This is a genomic window from Microcoleus sp. D3_18a_C4, from assembly GCF_036702415.1.
In the GTDB taxonomy this organism is placed as follows: domain Bacteria; phylum Cyanobacteriota; class Cyanobacteriia; order Cyanobacteriales; family Microcoleaceae; genus Microcoleus.
Genome location: NZ_JAUBTI010000010.1, coordinates 27,385 through 48,799, shown reverse-complemented (window position 1 = coordinate 48,799; position 21,415 = coordinate 27,385). Strand labels below are relative to the sequence as shown.

The following is a 21,415-nucleotide window of genomic DNA, read 5'->3' as shown; positions in this document are numbered from 1 at the left end:
CAAATGAGTTCAATCGCACTTTAAACCTGCCGCTTTTGCCGTCGGATATTTGACGGGAACAAAAGCTACACCAAACTGTTCTTTTCGACACTTGACAATATGCACCAATTCGCTGGGGGGATTTTTGCGATCGCCATTCTTTCCAAACTGAATAGTTCCTGTTCCTCCTTCCACAATAAAATTCGGAAGAGAAAGCGTTTTTTGCATTCCTCTGCGGCTAGGTTGCTGCTGCATTTCCATTGCCTTAATCAGTGCAATAGTTGCATCGTAAGCTAAGGCTGTATCGGTATTTACCGTTCCTCCCCACAGCTTTTGAGCCTGTTGAGGAAATTTTTTATTAACACTGCTTAAGGGATGCCAGGGGACAGACACGATTAGTTTTTCAAAAGATTTTAACTGAGATACGGCTTCCAAAGTTCTCCACTTGTAGAGTACCCAAATTCCGGCTATCCAATTGCGATCGCGGTTGGCTTTAACTAATGCGATCGCGTTATTTAATGAATTAGTAATTTGACCGTCTGGAGATAACACGATCGCGGTTTCTCCTTGGCGCTGGATTTCATTTAAAGCTGTTTGAGCGTTGAATTCATTTTTGGATAAATCAAAGTTGCGAATTCTGACTATTTTTGCTTTTTTGTCATCTTGAAACTGCCGTTTGAAAGCTTGTGTAAAATAAGAACCAGACGAACTGCCGGGATTGTATAAAACTGTCGCTTGATTTTTGCCTGCGGACCGCAGATACTTTGCTAAAGTTTGAGATGCAAACCGACTCGAATAGGATGTGCGAAAGAAAATTTTCCGATGCTTTTCTGTCAGTTCTTGCGTTGTGCTTCCGGGAGAAATCAGCACGAGGTTATTTTGGTCATAAATATCTACCGCTGATAGGGTAATTTCGCTGGCATAGTGACCGACTACTCCTAAAACATCCGGCTGTTTAACCAGTGCATTTGCTGTTTGAATGGCCTCTGTTTTGAGATTCGCATCGTCAGCAATGATGACTCTCAGACCTTTTCCGTTAATAGCTTTGGCTTCGAGAAAGCTTTGACCGGGAAAGTTTTGATGACTCTCAGTAGCAGCGATTAATCCTAAATTAACTTCGGTTTGGGCTTGGGCAACGCCGCGCAAAAGTTCTTTGGCCGAATCTGCATTAATTACAGAACCATCCTGATTTGTCAGGATGGGAACGGCAACAGCCATTGTGTAATAATCAGCATTTTTACTTGTTAAAAAAGCATTGTTTATGTAAATTAAAGTTTCGGGATCGATGCTGTCTTCTTCGTTCCAAGATTTTTTAAATAAATTAAAAGCCGATTGATAATTAGATTTGGCAAACTCCTCAACTCCCCTTTGCTTTAAGCGAGGCGAAGAAGTTTTTACTAGAATTTCTTCGCCGCAACTAAAAGCATCTCCCTGGATTAAAGGACAAGTTTTAGGTGTAATTGTGCGTAAAAAAATAGGGGCAGCCAGTCCCGCTGTTATTCCCGCGATTGCCAATGGCAACAAGCCAAAGATCGATCGAGAAAACAGCCTGCGTTTCGGCGCAGGTGAGTGCCATGCTGTTAGGGAGATCAAATCCTGTAACACTTCAGCAACAGATTGATAGCGATCGTTAAAGTGATAACGCACCATCTTATTTAAAATTTTTTTGAGATCCTCGCTAATTTGTACCATCGGGCGATCGTCAGTTGAGTAGTGCCAGACGAGTTCCCCAGTTTTTTTATCATTAAAAAAGTCTTCAATATCTAACCCTGCGATCGCTTGAATGCCGATGATTCCCGCAGCATAGATATCGCTGTTAAATCTGGGCTGATTTTTCCACTGTTCGGCTGGCATATAACCGTCTGTACCAACCGCGCGAGTTTGAGTTATTTGACCGTTCTCGATCGCCAAAGTGCCGATCGCTTTTACTGCCCCAAAGTCAATTAACACAATTTTGCCGTCAAGCTGGCGCCGGATTAAGTTTGACGGTTTCAGATCGCGGTGAATAATACCTTGAGAGTGGACGCAATCTAAAACTGACAAAATATCTTGCAATAAATCAATAACTTCTGACTCCTGAAACTGCCTGCCTGAACCGATCTCTTTGTTCAGCGGATTTCCTTCGATGTATTCTTGAATTAAGTAAAATTTTCCCTGTTCAAGAAAGTGATCGATTAACTTGGGAATGCGCGGACACTTATCGAGATACTTCAGGGTTTGAGCTTCTCTTTCAAATTGCTGTTGTGCTTCCTTCAACAGCCGCGGATCGTTAGATTCAGGAGGCTCAATTTCCTTGACGACGCACAGGGGATTTTCGGGGCTGCCTAAAGCGTCGTTAGCCGTATAGGTTTTAGCAAACCCTCCCTGCCCTAATTGACCGATAATTCGGTAGCGATCGCGCAGAATATCCCCTGGATTCAGACACATAAATTGTTCTATCCCCTCGAATCGCTGCACTCGTTGGTGTCGATCGTACCACAAATATGACTTTTATGAACTCAAAGTTATGACTTTTATGAACTCAAAGTTATGAATTTATGAATAGACTTTGAGATTGGCTTATTTAATAATCTTGGCATCTGAGATTTTACGGAGAAGATATTTTATGGCTTTACAAAGAGACCCATCAGGATCGTCGCGCTTCTTTGGCGACAATACATCCGAATATATAGATTTACGGATCGGAAGTGGAGGAATTTCCTCTGGGGGAGTTTTGCTCCTCGGAGGTGACGATACAATCGATGGCGCAATAACCAACGATTTGATCTTTGGCAATGAGGGGGAAGATATTATCAGAGGGATTTTTGGCAACGATTCTTTATCCGGGGGAAAAGGGAAAGACGCAATATTGGGAGGGGACGGAAATGACTCTATCAACGGCGGTCAAGATGGAGATTTTATTCTGGGTGAAAGTGGAAATGATGTTTTAGTGGGCGGTAAAGGCAATGACTTTTTAGCTAGCGGTAACGGAAATGACACTCTAGTGGGAGGTTTGGGTCGAGACTTTTTAGGAGGCTTCACTGAAAATAATCCAATCAAAATCGGGGGCAGCAACTTGTACGTCCTCCAAGCAGAACCCGGAGTTACAGATGTCAATAATGCCGATATCCTTGTAAGTTTCAGACCCGCTTTCGATAAAATTGGATTAGCAGACGGTTTGACTGTGAATGATATAGTGTTGGAAAATTTGCCAAATGTACTCATTACACTACAGTTTGAAGTTCCGCAAGCAGCGGCTTCTTTTGTCACGCCCGATCAATTAAAACCCACATCGACGGCGACTTCAGGGACTGCGATCAAACTCAGGAATTCAGGAGAATTCATCGGTTTTGTGGAGGCTGTAACGCCTGCTCAACTGCAAAACAGCATTCTCAACAGCATTATCTCGGTTCAGGGATTCTAAGCTGTATAATGCGCTGCAACGCCTCCTACAAAAGCTTAAATCGAAGATTGGACAGAGAAATAGTAATCTGCAACCAGCGGTACAACAATTCTACCGGTCAATCGCTAGCTGCTGTTTCCAATTTCTCTCCAATCCTCGGTTCCGTACCGTTCAACAACCGCTGAATATTGCTCCGATGCCGCACAATTACAAATATCCCGCCCGCAAGTCCAAACAATACATAAGCCAGCGGCTGATGTAAAACAAACATCAATCCAGCAACGCTAATTGCCCCGATAATCGAACTTAAAGAAACTATTCGCGATACCGCAAATACTATCCCGAAAATTCCGAAAGTTCCCAAACCAACTGGCCAGTACAAACCCAGCAAAACTCCCAAACTCGTAGCCACAGATTTACCGCCGGTAAACCCCAGCCAGATTGATTTGCTGTGGCCCAAAACAGCCGATAAACCCGCCAAAGTTGCCATCCAAGGGAGGAGAGTTGCAGTATTTTCTAAACCTGCGGCGGTTGCTAGCTGGCTGGTAAAAGTGAGAGAGTAAATGTAGCGGATTAGGACGATCGCACTTACCCCCTTCAACACATCAACCAACAAAACCCCCAACCCCGGCCACTTCCCCAAAGTCCTCAGTACGTTAGTCGCACCAGTCGAACCCGAACCAACCTCTCGAATATCAATTCCTAGCATCCATTTCCCCAAGGCGTACCCAGTAGGAATCGATCCCAGCAGATAAGCTGCTATTAGCAATGCGCCATTTAAAATTATCCAGCTAGCCATTTTTTAATTTGAGATTTCGTGTACTTTTAAAATTTACAACCTTTCTCCTATCATAATTAGCAATTAGCAATTAGCAATTACTAATTACCAATTACCAATTACAAATTACCCAATCAAAAATCCTTAGCAGTCGTCAAAGTTTGCGGATCGGCAGCAAAGGCCAGCCATAACGGAAATTGCAGGATTGACAAACTAATTAAATCCTCAGTTTCATCAATGACAATTAGTGGCAATTTACCATCTTTCACCAGTCGATCGGCTTTTTGAGCCAAAGCCTCCGCAGACTCAAACATAATAATCCCCCTTTCCGGGCCAAAATCGCTGCGAGTAATGCCCAAACAGTCCTGCAAACCCCGGCGCCACTCTCCCAAACGTTCGGGACTGTTGGCGAGCACCAAAGTCCGCACCCGTCCGCCGTAGACGCTTCTGAGTACAGAAATAATTGTCGAAGTAATCAAGATATTTTGCAAGCGCGAACCCATAGTCCGCAAAGCACCCCTTCCTCCTTGGGTGAAAAACCAGTTAGAAACTCGTTCCGCGTGGATGGGTTCAAAAGTGCGGCGGAGTTGCCAAGGCGGGCCGTAGTAGTCGGGGACAGTGCGGTATTGATCGAGGGTGCGGCGAATTTGTTTGGCTTGTTCTTGAAATCCCTGTTCGGCAAATTTGGGATTTACCGGTGCTGAGGATTGAGACTCCTCAGCAGCAGTTCGCTGTGGTGTCTCTTGCACTGGCGGTGTCAAATCTAAGAGTTCGGCGGTAGCGGCCAAATCCTGCAAACTGCCTACTAGATAGTCTTTGAAACCTTGGACTCGAATTGCTAAATCTTGGGAAACGCCGGCAAAAGTGGTTCGCATTTCCTTCTGAATTCGATCGCGTCGGCGTTCGAGTTTTTCTACTTCGATTTGTAGCGCTTGTTTGCGCTGATCTAGTTGAATCAAGCCGTCTTGTACCAAACGCCCGATCGATGCTTGAGCCGCGCCCAACTCTTCTATAGCATTGGCTTTGTCGGCTTCCAAGGCGGCAATTTTTTCAGTCAAAGCTTGTTCTTGCTGCTGCAATTCTTTGACTCTCAGGGCCAACTGTTCGGTAACATTTTCTGGGATGTGCGTTACCGTTTCTGGGGTTGCTGTTGGCTGGGAGTCTGTGGGAGGCTCGATTTGAGCGATCGGACTTTCTGATTCGCCATCGTCGGTGTTGGGCCCAATTTGGGCGAGTGCGCCTGCTTCGTCCACGAATTGGGCGATTTCGGCATCTTCCTCGTCCAGCGGCGGGTCTGTTTCTGCCGGGAGTTGGGCTGGCAGTTCATTTTCGTCGATCCACAAATCACGTGTTTGAGATAGAACTTGGTACTCCGTCTCATTCACGGGTAAATCGACTTCGCCGTCACCGCTTGGGGCGGCTGGTTGTGGTTGCGGTTCTTGGGTTGGAGATTCGTCTGAATTCATGGGAAATTTTGTTCGGCGTGGGCACGGAAAAGTTAAAAATTAAAAATTAACAACTTTTTTAGTCTTGACGGGGACAGCGCTGTTCTAAGCAGGTCTGTAGCATTTTACGATCGAACAGAACCGGCAGAAAGTGAATGCTGTTAATTTCTTTGAAATAGAACAAAATCGGCACCGCGGGCCAAAATATCCGCCAATTTTGCCATTCTCGGTAAGGAAAGCGGCGGATTAAGTTGGACGATCGATAAATGTCCAAATCGGTTGGGGTAAATTGCAGCCGGATGGTGGCGGCTTGGTACATCAGAAACAAGCCGAACAGCGAAAGTGGCAAACTCACCCACTTCTGCACGAATAGCAGCGGTAGGCCCGCCAGTACCAGGACTAGGGGAATGGCATAACTCGGGGCGAGTTCGATCGTACTTTTCGGCGCAGTCGAAGAGGCAGTTGTAGTCACGGTTTTAAATCAAGGGTAGTAAACTAATGTTGCCAATTATTCATATTTTATCCGTTTCTTAGCTTACAAGCCTTTGAGTACGCTAGAGCCCGTCCCCTGAAACATCAGCCAAGTCATCAAAAAGTTAAAAATAAAAATAGCCAGCAAAGCCGTCACCACCGCTGTGGTAGTCGATTGACCGACGCCTTTTGCCCCGCCGGTGGTGGTCAAACCCCAGCTAGTGCCGATTACAGCAATCAAACCACCGAACACAAAAGCCTTAATTGCCGCGCTGCAAATATCCCACAGACTCAGGAAATTGCGGACTGATTCTAAAAACACGCTTTGAGAGATGCCGTACATTGTCGTAGCAATCAGCAGTCCACCGAGGATGCCGGTGACGAGACACATGATGGTTAAAATTGGCAGCATCAAGCAGCAAGCAATGACGCGGGGAATTACTAAATAGTCGATCGGGTCTGTTTTGAGCATCAGCAGGGCATCTATCTGTTCTGTTACCTGCATCGTGCCGATTTCCGCCGCAAAAGCCGAACCTACCCGTCCCGTCACGATTACCGCTGTTAAGACGGGGCCGAGCTCGCGAGTCAAAGACAAAGCCAAAACGCCACCTACGACATTGCCGGCACCGAGGTTAATAAACTCCCTCGCTACCTGAATAGTAAATACCATGCCGACAAAACCCGCAGTCAGCAAAGCAATCAGCAGAGATTCCGGGCCGACTGCTGCCATTTGGTCGATGGTGTTGCGGCGGTGAATTTTGCCCTTCAGCAAGTGCAGCATGACTTGGCCGCCCAATAAAGCTGCTGCCAGCAACCGCTGACTCCACAAACTGAGGCTCGAAGATGTAGTGGTGCTCAAGAGGATTTCGAGTGTAGAACAACTGCCAAAAATGAAATCTATCTACAAATCTTAAACAAGTTTTTTCTCTAACATTTAAGATTTCTGACAGAACCGGCCACTGAGGGCGATCGCTGCCTATCGTAGAAAAGGACAAGTTTTGTTTGCTTGTACCTTTCGGCAGTTTAGCTGAATTTACTGACTCTTATGAGCATTTTTCCCAATTTTCTTCGCTCTCTACTGCTGACGGGCCTGTTGAGCTTTGTCGCCCCCTTATTGTTAATCGGCGCGGGATTGACTAGCTTTTCGCTGATTGGCTTCGTGCCTGCTCTCCAAGGAGTTGGTCGTTCTGGAGAAGACCTGATTTTGCAGTTCTTAGCTACTTTCGGCAGCGGCTGTCCCCTCCAGGGTTTTTTGGTGATCGGTCTAACATTTAGTTTGGTGGGTGCTTTGTTTGATACCTACGCTTCTTATCAGCATTCGCGGTGGAGTTAATCGAACCTTCGATTTTAGATTTTAGATGGCAATTCCTCGCTCGAATCTAAAATCTAAAGTTGCTGGGTTCGGGTTGGATCGGATACCCGTACCTGGGATGATTTTACAATACCGATCGCGAATGTTCGGAAATGCGATCGCTCTTTTTGCGGAAAACCGAATTCCCCAGTTTCGGGAGCTGGAATATATTAAATACAAGTTGAGTCAAGTGTTTCTCAACCCTACAAACTTCAGATAGTCGAGGTATTAGTTATGGCACTTATTCGTTGGGAACCTTTGCGGGAAATGGACTCCTTGCAGCGAGAAATGAATCGGTTGTTTGATAGCTTGACACCGGCAACCGATCGCGCATCTAACGGTGTTGCTTTTGTACCCCCCGCCGAACTCGATGAAACTCCTGAAGCCATCCACCTTAAATTAGAAGTTCCGGGCATGGAAGCTAAGGATTTGGACGTACAAGTAACCGCAGAAGCTGTTGCTATCAGTGGCGAACGCCGTCTGGAAACTAAGAGTGAAGAGAAAGGCATGACTCGCTCTGAGTTCCGTTACGGTTCCTTCCGCCGGGTGATTCCCCTACCCGCACGGGTTCAAAATGACAGCGTAGAAGCTGAGTACAAAAATGGAGTTTTGCACCTGAATTTGCCCAAAGCGGAAGCGGAAAAGAACCGCGTGGTTAAAGTTCAAATCGGCGGTCAATAATTGTTTGCCAGTTTAGTTAGTTGATTAATAGGGGGCGCAGTGTGCCCCTATTTTTTTTTTATTGATTATTGGCCATTGGGAATTTCTGCTTCATCCCCTTATCCAACTGTGCTAAACTCGAAAAGGCAATGGTTGACGAGGAGAGTTCTGTGCCGAGTCAGGGAGTTGGAGGAAATGGAATTGCATCTGAGTTTGGAGACTTAACCGGGATGACTCGCCAAGAAGTCGATGACTTTTTGCGCGGACTGGGTGCAGAAATCAGAACTACTAGAGATGGTTATGTTGCATATAAATTTTTTGATAAGTCAACACTAATGATCCGTCCTAACGGTGAAGTGATTAGAACGCCTGCACCAAAATATGGCTCAGATGGAAGAAATATCAACAAAGGTTTGCGTCTCGATAGAGATGGTAATTTATTGCGAACGAGAGACGAATTTGGTAATTTAATTCCAGGGACTCACAATAGGGGAGAGAAATTAAATGAGTGATTGGAAGGATGACTATAACTTGCTTGGATTGGGTGGTTTTACATCTTTAATCACAAAAGTCAACGTATCTTTATGGGGAAACGAAGTATTAATTGAATGCGTCTACAATCCAGAAGAAAGATTGCCTTATATGCTGGAATTCAAAGACTGTCGCGATATCAGTTGGACTGTACACGATGAAGAGGCAGTTGGCGAACAGGAAGCTGAATTTTTCGGGATTTCTTTGGGCGAGCCGGAACACCGCAAGCCTGCGGTGATTACTACAGACATTTTTGAAATTTCAATTTTGTACGGCAGTTTTAGCATTCACAAGGGAGAAAACCTCAATGCTGAAGTAGCAGATTTAGAAACCGAGGTTTTGGTATCACAATCGCCAGCAGTCTTGTAGCACTTGAAAAGCACCGCCCCGTTAAATTGCCAAGCGGTTAGTAATATTATATCGGGTAAAATAACTATTACAGGACTTACGCACTCCGACTCCTAGAAACTAGGTTTTTTACCTAATCTGCGGGTGTTAACGCGTCTTTTCGTAAAAAACCCGGTTTCTGGGCCCCCATGCGTAAGTCCTATATTATTAGGTTTGTAGTGAGGACTGAAGTCCTCATCAAAATCTGAGGATTGAAGTCCTCACTACAAAAGAATTACCAATTTTTCAAAAAAGACAGTAGGTATTGTTGCCCGCCTCAGTTTACGATACTTAATAGAACTTTTTTCCCAGATGAGGTAAAACACAATGCCTGATATTGTTGATATTGCCGTAGGTGCGGGTTCGTTTCAAACCCTGGTAACGGCGGTGCAAGTAGCTAATTTAGTAGACGCGCTCAAAAGTCCGGGCCCTTTTACTGTCTTTGCACCCACTGACGATGCTTTTGCGAAATTGCCGCCGGGAACTATCACAACCTTAGTGCAGAACGTTCCCCAACTGACCAGGATTTTGATGTTTCACGTCGTATCGGGGAAGTTTATGAAGGCGGATTTGGCAAAACTCGGTTTTGTTACTTCCTTGGAAGGTTCGCCGATTAAAATTGATTGTTCTGACGGTTTTGAGGTGAAAAATGCTACTGTTGTCGCTGCGGATATCGAAGCTGATAACGGCGTCATTCACGTCATCGATAACGTGATTTTAATGGGATAATTTCGCCGTTTAATCTCGCTTCGGGAGCGAACCTGGTGCTTTGCGGTGCCGATTTGCTCCCGATCGCACGCTTTATTTTATCGGTTGAAGGTAATTTAAATATAAAACCGTTGTCTTTTCGTCAGATATATTTTAAGATGATTGTTTACAAAAATTTGAAAATCAATAATTATAATATAAGCAAACCAGTGTGGTGAGCACTATGCAAATCCTAGCCGCCAGCCTCAAAGCGAAAGTCCGCCAGCGTACCTTGGAACTGCAAGTTCTCAACGAACTTACGGAGAAAATACAACTCGCGGCTGGCGCTGATGAAATTTGGTCTGCGTGTCTGACACATCTCGATCGCCTCCTTCCTGGCGCGGCGATCGCAATTTTGACGCCACCGGACGATCGACTATACCTGGAACACTCACAGCCCTTAACTGCTAGCGCCAAAGCCGAAATTGAAGAGCGCTTGCAAGCTGCTCGCGCTGAATGGCAAGCCGGCAATCGGGACTGGGCGCACAACATCGCTCCGCCACCAATTGCTGAGTTTCAGTCGGTCTTGATGGCACCAGCCAACCCGGATGAAAGTGAAGAATTGTTGGGAGTATTTTTCATTGGTGCAGAGCCGGCAACTGCTTTTAATTTGGAACACCTTTGTTTGCTCCACACAGTCGCTCAAATTTGTGCAAAACAGTTAAGTATTTTAGCAGCTAAAACGACCAGTGTCAAGGATAAACTTAAAAATAATTTTGCTCTGGATGCCGAAAGTCAAGAACTATTGTTGCGGGCTGTAAGGGACGAGGCCCCGGACAGAGTTTTTGCGAAAGATAGAAATTTTAGATACATTTTTGTAAATCCAAGTTTTGCTGAATATTTGGGGAAAAATGTTGAGGAAATTATCGGCAAAGATGATATTGAATTAGGGTTTTGTGCCGAATTCGTATTTGGCGATCGCAACGGCAAAATTAGGGGCATCCGCGAGGACGATCGCGCTGTGCTGGCTGGGGAGAGGGTTCGCAATCCCTACCAGGCGATCGTCTTTGAAGGTGGCAAACAGCACATCTTTGACACGCAAAAAGTGCCACTGTGCGATGCAGATGGTAATATATTTGGCGTTTTGGGTTTTTCTAGAGAGATTGGTCAATTGCAGGCCACAGATGAAGCCAGGAATCAAAGCCAAGCCAAACTGCAAAAAATTACTGCTAGCGTACCGGGTACGGTATATCAAATTGACTTGAATCCAGACGGCTCAATGGCCTTCTCGTTTGTGAGCGCGGGCTGCCGAGAATTGTATGAAATAGAACCAGAGGCGGCTCAGCAGGATTTTAATGTAATTGTTGACATGATTCATCCCGAAGATCGAGATGATTTTCTCAACTCGGTGACGCTTTCTGCTGAAAATTTGCAGCCTTGGCGGTGGGAAGGAAGAATTGTCACTCCGTCGGGAAAACTTAAATGGGTGCAAGGAGCTTCCCAGCCAGAATTTCAAGCATCGGGGGAGATAGTTTACTACGGCTTGTTCACGGATATTAGCGCCCGGAAACAAGCTGAATTGAAGCTGCAACTTTATCAACAAATCTTTTTGAAATCCAACGATGCGATCGCGATCTTAGACCCCCAAGGCTATTACTTAGAAACAAATCAAGCTCACACGGCTTTGCTGGGTTACAGTTCGTCTAAATTGTGGGGAAAAACCCCGGTAACTCACATGGGAGAACAGGCATTTGCCTCGGTAATGCAAACCTTGGTAGAAACTGGAAGTTACCGAGGCGAAATGACCTGTATTAAGGCTGTGCAAGAAGGAACAGTTGAGGTCGAGGTTTCGGCTTTTGCGGTTCTCAATGATGCTGGGGATGTAGTTTGTTATGTAAGTGTCAAAAGAGACATCACCGAACGCAAGCGAGCTGAGGAAAAACTAAAACTTTACCGAGAAATATTTTTAAACTCCAACGATGCGATCGTCATTATTGATGCTGACGGGTTTTTCCTCGAACAAAATCTTGCTCACCAAACGCTTCTAGGATACACAGACGCGGAATTAGAAGCAGAAGCTTCGCCGCTGGTTGCGGGAGATCGCTTTTTGGCAATTGCCCAAAGTTTAGCGAAAACTGGAAGTTTTCGGGGCGAGATTACTAACTGCACTAAAAAAGGCCAGACGCTGGCGATCGACGTTGCGGCATACTCTGTGATTAACAACGCCGACGATGTAATTTGTCATGTCTGCGTCAAGCGCGACATTACCGAACGCAAAAAAGGAGAAGAAGAACGGCAAAAATTTGTGTCGCTGATTGAAAACAGCAGCGATTTTATCGGTATGGCTACCCTAAAAGGCCAAACGCTGTTTGTCAACGAAGCCGGACGAAAACTGGTGGGTGTAGAGAATCTTTCGCCCGTGCTTTATACGGAGATATGGGATTATATTGGGCCCTATTTTCAACAGAAATTCAGTCAAGAGATTTTACCAACAATTATCAGTCATGGCCAGTGGCAAGGCGAAGGTCAAATGCAGCACTTGGCCACCGGACAACCCATTGATGTTGTGATGAATGCTTTTCTGGTCAAGCACCCTCAAACCACCGAACCGCTGTGCTTTGCTGCGGTAATTCGCGATGTCACCGAACGCAAGCAAGCTGAGAGAATGCTGCAGGAACAAGCAGAACAAGAACGGCTGGTTTCGGCGATCGCCCAGCGAGTCCGCCAGTCTCTCAACCTCACTCAAACTCTGAGCACTGCTGTACAAGAAGTGCGGCAGTTGCTGGCAACTGACCGCACGGTAATTTATCGTTTTGATTCCGAGGAAACAGCGGTTGTTGTTGTGGAATCTGTAGGGGATGATTGGATGCCCCTGCTGGGCAGAAAAGTTCAAAGAACATCCTTTGGGGAAAGTTTTGTATGGCTGTACAGTCCAGGAACAATTCAAGCAATGGCAGATATTTATACGGCCAAATTGAGCGAGGAACACCGAGATTTACTTGCTAGTTTGCAGGTAAGGGCTAATTTAGTTGTACCAATTTTTATAGGCGATGATAGTCAGGGGTTGGCAGCAGAATATTCGCCGGAAACTCGAATTGAACGGCCGGAAAGGAGTTTGGAAACGAGTCAAAATCGGTTGTGGGGATTGCTGATTGCCCATCAGTGCAGCGCTCCGCGTGTTTGGACTGATTCTGAGATGGATTTGCTGGGAAGGTTGAGCGTGCAGTTGGCGATCGCCATTCAGCAATCTACTCTTTTTGAACAAGCGCAGCAGGCCCGAGAAGCGGCCCTAGAAGCGTCTCGAATGAAGTCGCTATTTTTAGCAAATATGAGTCACGAAATCCGCACTCCGATGAATGGAGTGATGGGGATGACTGATTTGCTGCTGAAAACGAATCTTACTCCCGAACAGATTGACTTTGTACAGACGCTGAAACTCAGCGGCCAAAATTTACTCTCCATCATTAACGATATTCTGGATCTCTCCAAACTGGAAGCTGGAGAAATGCGCTTAGAAACAATCGAATTTAACCTCAGTATCTGTATGAATGAAGTGCTGGATTTGTTGGCAACTCCCGCACAAGAAAAAGGTCTAGAAGTGGTGGCGCTGATTGACAGCGACGTGCCGCTGCAAATTAAAGGTGATGCAGCACGGTTGCGGCAAATACTCACTAATTTAATCAACAATGCTATTAAGTTTACAGAAGCAGGAGAAGTGGTAATTGAGGTGGCTAATGCTAGTAATCCTGGGTTGTTGGCAGCTAGCGACAATCAGAAAATTTTAGAGAGTATCGAACCGTTAAAAATAGAAAACAATGACTCTATGCTCCTGCTATTTAAAGTGACAGATACAGGAATTGGGATTGCTCCCGAAGACAAAAAAAAGCTGTTTCAATCTTTTACTCAAGTTGATGCTTCTACGACAAGAAAATACGGTGGCACAGGTTTGGGGTTGGCTATTTCTAAGGAGTTGGTGGAGTTAATGGGTGGGCAAATCGGTGTGGAAAGTACCCCTGGCCAAGGCTCGACTTTTTGGTTTACTGTGCCGACAGTTACGGAAAATTTAACTGCTGTCGGGACAGCGTGTGACGTGAATTTTGAAACGGTGCTGGCGGGGCGAAAAATGTTAGTTGCCAGCGACAAGCCGACAGTGCGAAAAGTGCTAGTGAGAATGGCTGTTTTGTGGGGAATGGAGGTTGAGGAGGTTGAGAACGGTTGGATGACGATCGCATCTCTGTACAAAGCTGTCAGCCTTAATTCCCCTTACGATATCGTTTTGGTTGATATTCAGTTGCCGGAAATGGTGGCGGGAAGTCTCGAACGCTTGAGGATTTCTGAGCCTGCAATGCAGCAGACTAAGTGGGTGGTGCTGACTTCAATGACTCAGCTTGGAGAGGCGAAACGCTTGGTAGATAGCGGTTTTAGCGGGTATTTAACTAAACCTGTTAAGGCTCACCGACTATTTGATTGCTTGGCGAATGCGATCGCCCCAATGACGCTGATTGATGAGCCGCTGGCAAATCCCACCTCCAATCGAGCCTCAGCTATTGACAACCGGGAGTTAGCAAGTTTAAAGATTTTGTTAGTTGAAGATACTCCTATCAATCAAAAAGTTGGTCTCAATCAACTCAGAGTTTTGGGATGCGCGGCGGATGTCGCCAATAACGGTGCAGAGGCACTATCTATGGTTGCTCTGAAAAAGTATGACATTGTGTTGATGGACTGTCAGATGCCGATTTTGGACGGTTACGAAGCAACGCTGGAATTGCGCCGCCGGGAAGCTGCAGATGTTGCTGCTGGGAAGATGCAAAAGACGGTGGTGATTGCGATGACTGCGAATGCTTTGAAGGGCGATCGGGAAAAGTGTCTGGCGGCGGGCATGGACGATTATATTAGCAAACCTATTGCGATCGAAAAGTTAAAATCGGTACTAGATAATTGGTCGGCCAAGCTAAAAATTGGAACTCCCAAGTTTAATGGCGAGGAACTTCAAAACTCTGAGCCAGATATCGAATCGGTAGTGGATATGGCACGTTTGCACGAAATTTCGGGCGCTGATTTAGAGTTTGAGCGGGAAATACTGCAAACTTTCGTGGTGGATACTGGTAGTTATTTAGAAGCTGCTAAGGGGGCGATCGCCTCGGGAGATATGGAGACACTGGCCCGCCACGCTCATCAAATTAAAGGTGTCAGCGCTACGGCGGCGGTGCGGTTAATGCCCGATCTGGCAGATCGGCTTCAAAGTCGGGCCGAATCTAATGATTTGGAGGGGGCTACAAAAATCATCGCTGAATTAGAAATAATTCTGGCGGGGGTTCAAAAGTTTGTGGCTACCGAGTAGTCAATCAATTTTCTTTTGAACCGGGCCCGTGGAGCCCGATCCCGGATCGAAAGCATCCAGGATACCCGCCACGTGATTCATCCGTCCAGAAATAAAAAACCTGTATCCGATAAAGGAGTCCCCGAATTTATCTCGCGCAAGTCAATGCTTCAAATCTAAAATCTAAAATCTAAAATCTAAAATCGATTGACAGCTCTTGGCAGCCCCCGCAAGCGAGCGCGTGTAAAGATTTTTAATGTTTTATCAAGATGTTTATCTCAATGTGAAGGAATTGGGAACTCTTATAACATCTTGTGTGTTGTAACTTGTGACACTACTGTCTTAAGTTATTGTGGTCAAATATAAAATAATCATTAAGCCGATGGTTATGAGGGTGCTTTTCGTCTATCGGCTTGAGACACCAAGACCTGCTTTTCGCTATCCCCGCCCATTAAGTGCGTATTTACGCTCAACGAGGTTTTATGACTCCAGTCATGTTACGCCAACTCTGGTCATTAATTGAGACCACCCAAGCTACTCTTTTAGTCAATTTAGACGATGCCACCCTGGTACAGTGGCTGCTGAAGCAGTTAAAGACGAACTCTGCCCTCAATGGCAAAGAAGCAGATTTGTTGGACGAATACATCCAGTCTCGGCTGTCCCTAATCCGCGATTTAGCTGAGCAGCGGCTCGCACCAGAGCTACTGTGAGCCGATTCCATCCAAATCGGATTAATATTCCAGGGAAAGGCGACGATCGCTCGCGCTGGGCAGAAATAGCAGAAAAGAAACCGGGTTTCAGGGATAAATCTGAGGTTTGACGACCATACCTCCAGCCAGAAACCGGGTTTCTAACTTTGGGCTCCCAGCTTGCTCAAAAAAAACAGGCGGGTAGTCAGGGCAGTTGCCGCTGTGCAGCACCGGATGCAGAAGGGCTAATTTGAAACCGGAGGCTGTGTAGATCGCCGATCGCCACAGTTCTGACAGCTACAAGGTAGGATTGTCAGGAAAGCGTTCTATTAAAATCTATGCGTAAATGGGGATTTCTGCTACTAGCAAGTGTGTTATTTGTGGCACCGTTGGCGTCTTGTAGGGATCGATCGGCACAAACCGGACAAACAACAGCAACAACTGCAGCGGGCGGCAACTCGCAACAAGGTTCCAGCCGGATAGATACAATTGTCAGCCGCGGCAAACTGATTTGCGGCGTCAGCGGCGAACTACCGGGTTTTAGCTTTGTAGACGAAAAAGGCAAATATTCGGGACTGGATGTGGATGTGTGCAGGGCTGTGGCGGCAGCAATATTTGACGATCCCGAAAAAGTCGAGTACCGAAAACTCAACGCTAAAGATAGATTTACAGTTTTGCAGGCGGGAGAAATCGACATTCTCAGCCGAAATACCACCTATACAGCGAGTCGCGACAGCACTACCGGACTGGAATTTGCCCCGGTGATCTTTTATGACTCTCAAAGCATCATGGTCAAAAAAGACAGCCGCATCAAAAGTTTAAAAGATTTTGCGGGCAAATCTATCTGCGTGCAGACAGGTACGAGCACGGAACAAAATTTGTCCGACCAAATGCGAAAAATAGGAGTTAAATACACTCCTGTGGTGTTTGAAGATGTGAATTCTACCTTTGCTACCTATCAAGAAGGTCGCTGTCAAGGTGTTACTGCCGATCGATCGCAACTTGTTTCTAAGCGGACAACTCTGCCGAATCCCGATAATAATGTTGTTTTGCCGATCGTGATGTCAAAAGAACCATTAGCCCCAGCGGTGAAAAGCGGCGATCCTAAATGGGCTGACGCGGTGAGATGGATCGTTTTTGCGGCGATTGAAGCTGAAGATTTGGGAATTAATTCAGGAAATGTAGACCAAATTGTGGCAAGCACTACAGACCCGAACATCAAACGTTTGCTAGGAACAGAAGGAGATTTAGGTAAAGGTTTCGGACTTCCGAACGACTACGCTGTCCGCGTTGTGAAGAAAGTGGGGAATTACGGGGAAATGTACGATCGCAACCTCGGCCCCAAAAGTACACTCAAGTTAGAACGGGGTCAAAACAGACTTTGGAAAGATGGCGGTTTGCTTTACTCGCCGCCGTTCCGCTAGTAAAGCTATGTAGGGTGCGTGACGGTCAAAATCCCGATCGCCAATCGAGTAACTATCAAGTCACGCACCAAAGCTATGTAGAGTGCGTGACTTGAAAAATCCCGATAGCCAATCGAGTAACTATCAAGTCATATCAAATCCGGTAGCATCGGAATAATTCATCTCTGTATTCTCTCCCTCTGCGTTCTCTGCGCCCTCTGCGGTTAAATCATTCCGATGCAACCGGAAACGATATCACCCACCAAAGCTCAATCTCGCCTGGATTTGCCAGCAGATTTATCAAATATAATTTAAGTTATGAACCCAGAACCTCAACCGGGCAAAGCCCAGAAATTTCCCTATTTTAAAGATATATCAAAACTGCTGCGGGACGATCGCTTCTGGAAAATTGCCGGACAGGCGATCGCCCTAATTTTAGTAATAGTTGTGATCGCGATTCTCGCGGACAATCTCAGTGCCAATTACTCGCAACTAGGGATTGCATTTGGATTTGATTTTCTCAATTCTCAAGCATCCTTTGACATCGGCGAAAGCGTGATTCCCTACAGTCCCGAAAACAGTTACAGACAAGCTTATTTTGTCGGTTTAATCAACTCGCTGCGGGTAATGGGTCTTGGGATTATTTTCGCAACTGTTGCGGGTTTGACTGTAGGAATTGCCCGCCTTTCCGACAATTGGCTGCTGCGGAGTTTGGCGGGTTTGTATGTGGAAATTTTGCGAAATACCCCGTTATTGCTGCAATTATTTTTCTGGTATTTTGCAGTTTTCATTTCCCTGCCAAAACTGGAAGACAACCCGCAGTTACGCGGGCCGATTTACTTGACAAATCGCGGCATTGCTGTACCAACCCCGGTGGCTTTGCCGGGTTTTGAAATTTGGTTGATTTTGCTAACAGTCGGAGTTTTGGCGGCGGTGGGGCTGTGGATGTGGCGGGCGCGGGTGATGTTGGAAGAAGCTAAGCCGGGAAGACAGTTGTTTTGGGCTGTAGGTGCGATCGGGCTGAGTGCAATCTTAGCTTGGATTATCACCAAAAATCTGCCTTTTCGCCTAGATGTTCCGCGCCTGACACCAGCATTGCAACTCGAAGGAGGATTAAAATTAACTCCAGAATTTGCCGCCCTGGTGACAGGACTCAGCTTGTATACTGGCAGTTACATTGCAGAAATTGTCCGGGCCGGAATTCAGTCAGTATCGAAAGGCCAGTGGGAAGCGGGAAAGTCTTTAGGGCTGAAGTCTGGAACAATGATGCGGATGGTAATTTTGCCGCAAGCTTTGCGGGTGATTGTACCGCCTTTAACCAGTCAGTATCTGAATTTAGCTAAGAATTCGAGTTTAGCGGTTGCGGTTGCTTATCCCGACGTTTATTTTGTGGTGGGCTCTCCGACGCTGAATCAGACCGGTAGGGCGATCGAAGCAATGTTAATTATCATGGTAACATACCTAACAATTAGTTTGATAGTGTCTCTGTTCATGAATTGGTACAATAAAACTGTACAAATCAAGGAAAGGTAAAGAGTTAATGTTGGAAATTTTACAACGGCGATCAGAGGAAATAGAAAAATGGCGTACAGTGATTTTAGTTTAGAGGGCGCCGTCAAAACATTTGAATTAAAGTATTCGGAAGTCGCCGATTTGTTTGGCAAAGAACCCAACTTAGAATGCAGCCAACTACTAGCCGAAACTCTCAAGCGCAGTGTACCGTTAGGTCTGGCAAGTAATACCCAGAAATCCCGCGCTGAAATGATTACCGCACCAATTTTAATTGAACTTAGAGAACAATTACAAAATCGAATTAGCTTATTTTCCGGTATTGACTTTAATGTTGACTCCGAAAGAGGCTTAGACGGTAGTTGCGATTTTCTAATTGGCAATTCATCAGGACTTTTGTTAGTTGTTGCACCAGTCATTATAATTGTAGAAGCAAAACCGGAAAATCTCAATAGTGAATTGGGACAGTGCGTAGCAGAAATGCTAGGCGCTAGAATATTTAATGAACGTGAAGGCAACGATATTTCGGCAATTTATGGCGCTGTCACTAGCGGAACTATCTGGAAATTTCTCCGATTAAAAAATCAAGTAATTGAAATAGATTTGACCGAGTATTACCTCACCGAGGTTAATAAAATTTTAGGTATTTTAGCCAGTGCAATTAATAATTAATAATTAATAACCAACAAATAAAATGGAAACAATACCTGTATTACCGCCCCCAGCCACCGAATCGCCTACCCCTTGGAATTGGGCGCGCAAAAATTTATTTAGTACCTGGTACAACAGCATTCTGACAGTAGTTTGCCTAATTATCGCCTTCCAAACTATTAAAGGAATTATCGTTTGGGCAACAACAAAAGCTCAATGGCGCGTATTAGAAGCCAACTTGCCGCTATTTTTTGCCGGCAGATTTCCCAGGGAATCCTACTGGCGACTGTGGATAGTAACGGCCATAATTGCCTTGTTGGGAGGATTAACTTGGGGAAACATTCAGCGGCAAGAACGTCTTTGGAATCCGCCTTTACTAATTATACTCGGTGCTGCGGTTGTGGGTGCGGTCATTTCGCCGATCGACCTAACCTCTCGCCTCTACCTCTTAGGAATTATTATCGCAGCCGCCGCCAGCTATCTCATCGGAAGGCAAATAAACCCAAAAATCCTGGGCTGGATGCCGGCAATTTGGGTTCTTTCCTTCCCAATAGTTTTGTGGCTAATTAAAGGCGGGTTGGGTTTGACAGAAGTGTCAACAAATGATTGGGGCGGTTTAGTATTGACACTGTTTTTAGCAGTTATTAGTATTGTGCTTTCCTTTCCTTTGGGAGTATTGCTAGCACTCGGCAGACAAAGTTCTTTGCCAGTTGTGAGACTGTTATCAACATTATACATCGAAATTATTCGCGGTTTACCATTAATTGGCATTTTGTTTTTAGGTCAAGTGATGCTGCAATTATTCTTACCGCCAGAATATCCCAAACTGGATAGAGTAATTAGAGCGATTGCTGGATTAACCTTATTTAGTGCGGCATACTTGGCGGAAAACGTGCGCGGTGGCTTGCAGGCCGTGCCCAGGGGACAGATAGAAGCAGCTAGGTCGATCGGACTCAATACACCCCTACTCACAATTCTCATTGTACTGCCTCAAGCATTGCGAATAGTCATTCCGGCGATCGGCGGTCAATTCATCGGATTATTCATGGATACATCCCTGCTGTCTCTATTCGGAATGTTAGAATTAATCGGAATATCCCGCGCCGTTTTAGCAAATCCTTCCTATATCGGCAGATACGCCGAAGTTTACATATTCGTCGGCATCATTTATTGGATATTTTGCTACTCAATCTCCCTAGCCAGCCGCAAAATCGAGCGAACTTTAGAAAAAAGTCATTAGTCCGCAGTCTGTAGGGGCGGGTTCACCAACAAAATATAACTCCCAACCCAAATATATATAAACCCGCCCCTCCCAACCCAAATATATATAAACCCCCATCCGCTGAAGTAGTCAACAGTCATCAGGCAATAATTATCCGTCATTATTTAAAGGACAAAACTATGCAAACTAAACCCACAATCCCAGAACAAGTAATCGTAGCCGAAAACGTCCATAAATGGTACGGACAATTTCACGTACTGCGCGGCGTCAGCATGACCGTAAACCGAGGTGAAGTGGTTGTCGTGATGGGGCCATCGGGATCGGGAAAATCGACGTTTATTCGCACATTTAACGCCTTAGAAGAATACCAACAAGGTAAAATTACGATCGACGGCATCGAACTTTCCCACGACTTACGCAACATTGAGACAATTCGCAGCGAAGTAGGAATGGTGTTTCAGCAATTTAACCTGTTTCCCCACTTATCAGTTTTGCAAAACGTCATGCTAGCGCCAGTATGGGTGCGCCGCTGGCCGAAGAAAAAAGCCGAAGAAGTGGCAATGCAACTCTTAGAAAGAGTGGGAATATTGGAACAAGCAAAAAAATATCCCGGACAGTTGTCTGGAGGACAACAGCAGCGGGTCGCTATTGCACGTTCTCTAGCCATGCAGCCTAAAATCATGCTGTTTGATGAACCGACATCAGCATTAGACCCGGAGATGGTGCGGGAAGTTTTAGATGTAATGCGAAATTTGGCTCAAACTGGAATTACAATGGTAGTGGTGACTCACGAAGTCGGGTTTGCGCGCGAAGTTGCCGATCGCATTGTATTGATGGATGGCGGCGTTTTAGTTGAAGAAGCTGAGCCGGAAGAGTTTTTTCAGAATCCGAAGGAAGAACGCACGCGCAAGTTTTTATCTCAGATATTGTAACTGATTTTCAAGTTTAGT

The 21,415-nt window shown here is 45.6% G+C and carries 19 protein-coding genes; 14 read left to right on the top strand and 5 right to left on the bottom strand.

Going from position 1 to position 21,415, the window contains the following annotated elements; genetic code table 11:
* Window positions 1-9: 9 nt before the first annotated feature.
* Window positions 10-2,406: a bifunctional serine/threonine-protein kinase/ABC transporter substrate-binding protein gene (locus QUB16_RS07690; protein ID WP_333315275.1), complete on the bottom strand. Its 2,397-nt coding sequence runs from the start codon at window positions 2,404-2,406 to the stop codon at window positions 10-12.
* Window positions 2,407-2,584: 178 nt separating this feature from the next.
* Between QUB16_RS07690 and QUB16_RS07685 the strand changes: the two genes are divergently transcribed.
* Window positions 2,585-3,382 (top strand): calcium-binding protein, encoded by a 798-nt coding sequence (locus QUB16_RS07685; protein WP_333315274.1) that lies wholly within the window; start codon window positions 2,585-2,587, stop codon window positions 3,380-3,382.
* Between the two features lie 97 nt (window positions 3,383-3,479).
* Here QUB16_RS07685 and plsY read toward each other — a convergent pair whose 3' ends face one another.
* The 4 genes from plsY to QUB16_RS07665 all read right to left on the bottom strand — a co-directional run bounded on the left by plsY (window position 3,480) and on the right by QUB16_RS07665 (window position 6,914).
* The gene (plsY, locus tag QUB16_RS07680; RefSeq protein ID WP_333315273.1) at window positions 3,480-4,160 is read right to left on the bottom strand and encodes a glycerol-3-phosphate 1-O-acyltransferase PlsY; all 681 of its coding nucleotides are present in this window, start codon (window positions 4,158-4,160) and stop codon (window positions 3,480-3,482) included.
* 113 nt (window positions 4,161-4,273) lie between these two features.
* A complete protein-coding gene (locus QUB16_RS07675) occupies window positions 4,274-5,605 on the bottom strand; it encodes a DUF3086 domain-containing protein (protein WP_333315271.1) in 1,332 nt (443 codons plus the stop codon).
* A 58-nt stretch (window positions 5,606-5,663) separates the two neighbouring features.
* Entirely contained in the window at window positions 5,664-6,056 is a 393-nt protein-coding gene (locus QUB16_RS07670; protein WP_333315270.1) for a DUF3119 family protein, read from the bottom strand.
* A 63-nt stretch (window positions 6,057-6,119) separates the two neighbouring features.
* Window positions 6,120-6,914 (bottom strand): MlaE family lipid ABC transporter permease subunit, encoded by a 795-nt coding sequence (locus tag QUB16_RS07665; RefSeq protein ID WP_333155134.1) that lies wholly within the window; start codon window positions 6,912-6,914, stop codon window positions 6,120-6,122.
* A 186-nt stretch (window positions 6,915-7,100) separates the two neighbouring features.
* Between QUB16_RS07665 and QUB16_RS07660 the strand changes: the two genes are divergently transcribed.
* From QUB16_RS07660 to QUB16_RS07600, 13 genes are all read left to right on the top strand, one after another.
* The gene (locus tag QUB16_RS07660) at window positions 7,101-7,388 is read left to right on the top strand and encodes a hypothetical protein (RefSeq protein WP_333205340.1); all 288 of its coding nucleotides are present in this window, start codon (window positions 7,101-7,103) and stop codon (window positions 7,386-7,388) included.
* Between the two features lie 25 nt (window positions 7,389-7,413).
* Window positions 7,414-7,626 (top strand): hypothetical protein, encoded by a 213-nt coding sequence (locus QUB16_RS07655; protein ID WP_333315267.1) that lies wholly within the window; start codon window positions 7,414-7,416, stop codon window positions 7,624-7,626.
* A gap of 14 nt (window positions 7,627-7,640) precedes the next feature.
* Window positions 7,641-8,087: an Hsp20/alpha crystallin family protein gene (locus QUB16_RS07650; RefSeq protein ID WP_333315266.1), complete on the top strand. Its 447-nt coding sequence runs from the start codon at window positions 7,641-7,643 to the stop codon at window positions 8,085-8,087.
* A 128-nt stretch (window positions 8,088-8,215) separates the two neighbouring features.
* On the top strand, window positions 8,216-8,578 hold the full coding sequence (locus QUB16_RS07645) for a hypothetical protein (protein ID WP_333315264.1): 363 nt from the start codon (window positions 8,216-8,218) through the stop codon (window positions 8,576-8,578).
* A complete protein-coding gene (locus QUB16_RS07640; RefSeq protein ID WP_333315263.1) occupies window positions 8,571-8,966 on the top strand; it encodes a hypothetical protein in 396 nt (131 codons plus the stop codon). Before QUB16_RS07645 ends, QUB16_RS07640 begins: the two co-directional genes overlap by 8 nt.
* Before the next feature lie 345 nt (window positions 8,967-9,311).
* Entirely contained in the window at window positions 9,312-9,713 is a 402-nt protein-coding gene (locus tag QUB16_RS07635) for a fasciclin domain-containing protein (RefSeq protein WP_006634220.1), read from the top strand.
* Between the two features lie 202 nt (window positions 9,714-9,915).
* On the top strand, window positions 9,916-15,012 hold the full coding sequence (locus QUB16_RS07630; RefSeq protein WP_333315355.1) for a PAS domain S-box protein: 5,097 nt from the start codon (window positions 9,916-9,918) through the stop codon (window positions 15,010-15,012).
* Window positions 15,013-15,473: 461 nt separating this feature from the next.
* Window positions 15,474-15,701, top strand: coding sequence for a hypothetical protein (locus QUB16_RS07625; protein WP_015178453.1), 228 nt, complete (start codon window positions 15,474-15,476; stop codon window positions 15,699-15,701).
* Window positions 15,702-16,018: 317 nt separating this feature from the next.
* Complete coding sequence (locus QUB16_RS07620) at window positions 16,019-17,104, top strand: amino acid ABC transporter substrate-binding protein (protein ID WP_333315262.1); 1,086 nt, start codon at window positions 16,019-16,021, stop codon at window positions 17,102-17,104.
* 297 nt (window positions 17,105-17,401) lie between these two features.
* Window positions 17,402-18,616, top strand: a complete 1,215-nt coding sequence (locus QUB16_RS07615) for an ABC transporter permease subunit (protein WP_333315260.1) — start codon at window positions 17,402-17,404, stop codon at window positions 18,614-18,616.
* A gap of 48 nt (window positions 18,617-18,664) precedes the next feature.
* Window positions 18,665-19,264: a hypothetical protein gene (locus QUB16_RS07610; RefSeq protein WP_333315258.1), complete on the top strand. Its 600-nt coding sequence runs from the start codon at window positions 18,665-18,667 to the stop codon at window positions 19,262-19,264.
* 22 nt (window positions 19,265-19,286) lie between these two features.
* The gene (locus QUB16_RS07605) at window positions 19,287-20,483 is read left to right on the top strand and encodes an amino acid ABC transporter permease (RefSeq protein WP_333315256.1); all 1,197 of its coding nucleotides are present in this window, start codon (window positions 19,287-19,289) and stop codon (window positions 20,481-20,483) included.
* A gap of 161 nt (window positions 20,484-20,644) precedes the next feature.
* Window positions 20,645-21,397, top strand: a complete 753-nt coding sequence (locus QUB16_RS07600; protein WP_333315254.1) for an amino acid ABC transporter ATP-binding protein — start codon at window positions 20,645-20,647, stop codon at window positions 21,395-21,397.
* Window positions 21,398-21,415 lie beyond the last annotated feature (18 nt).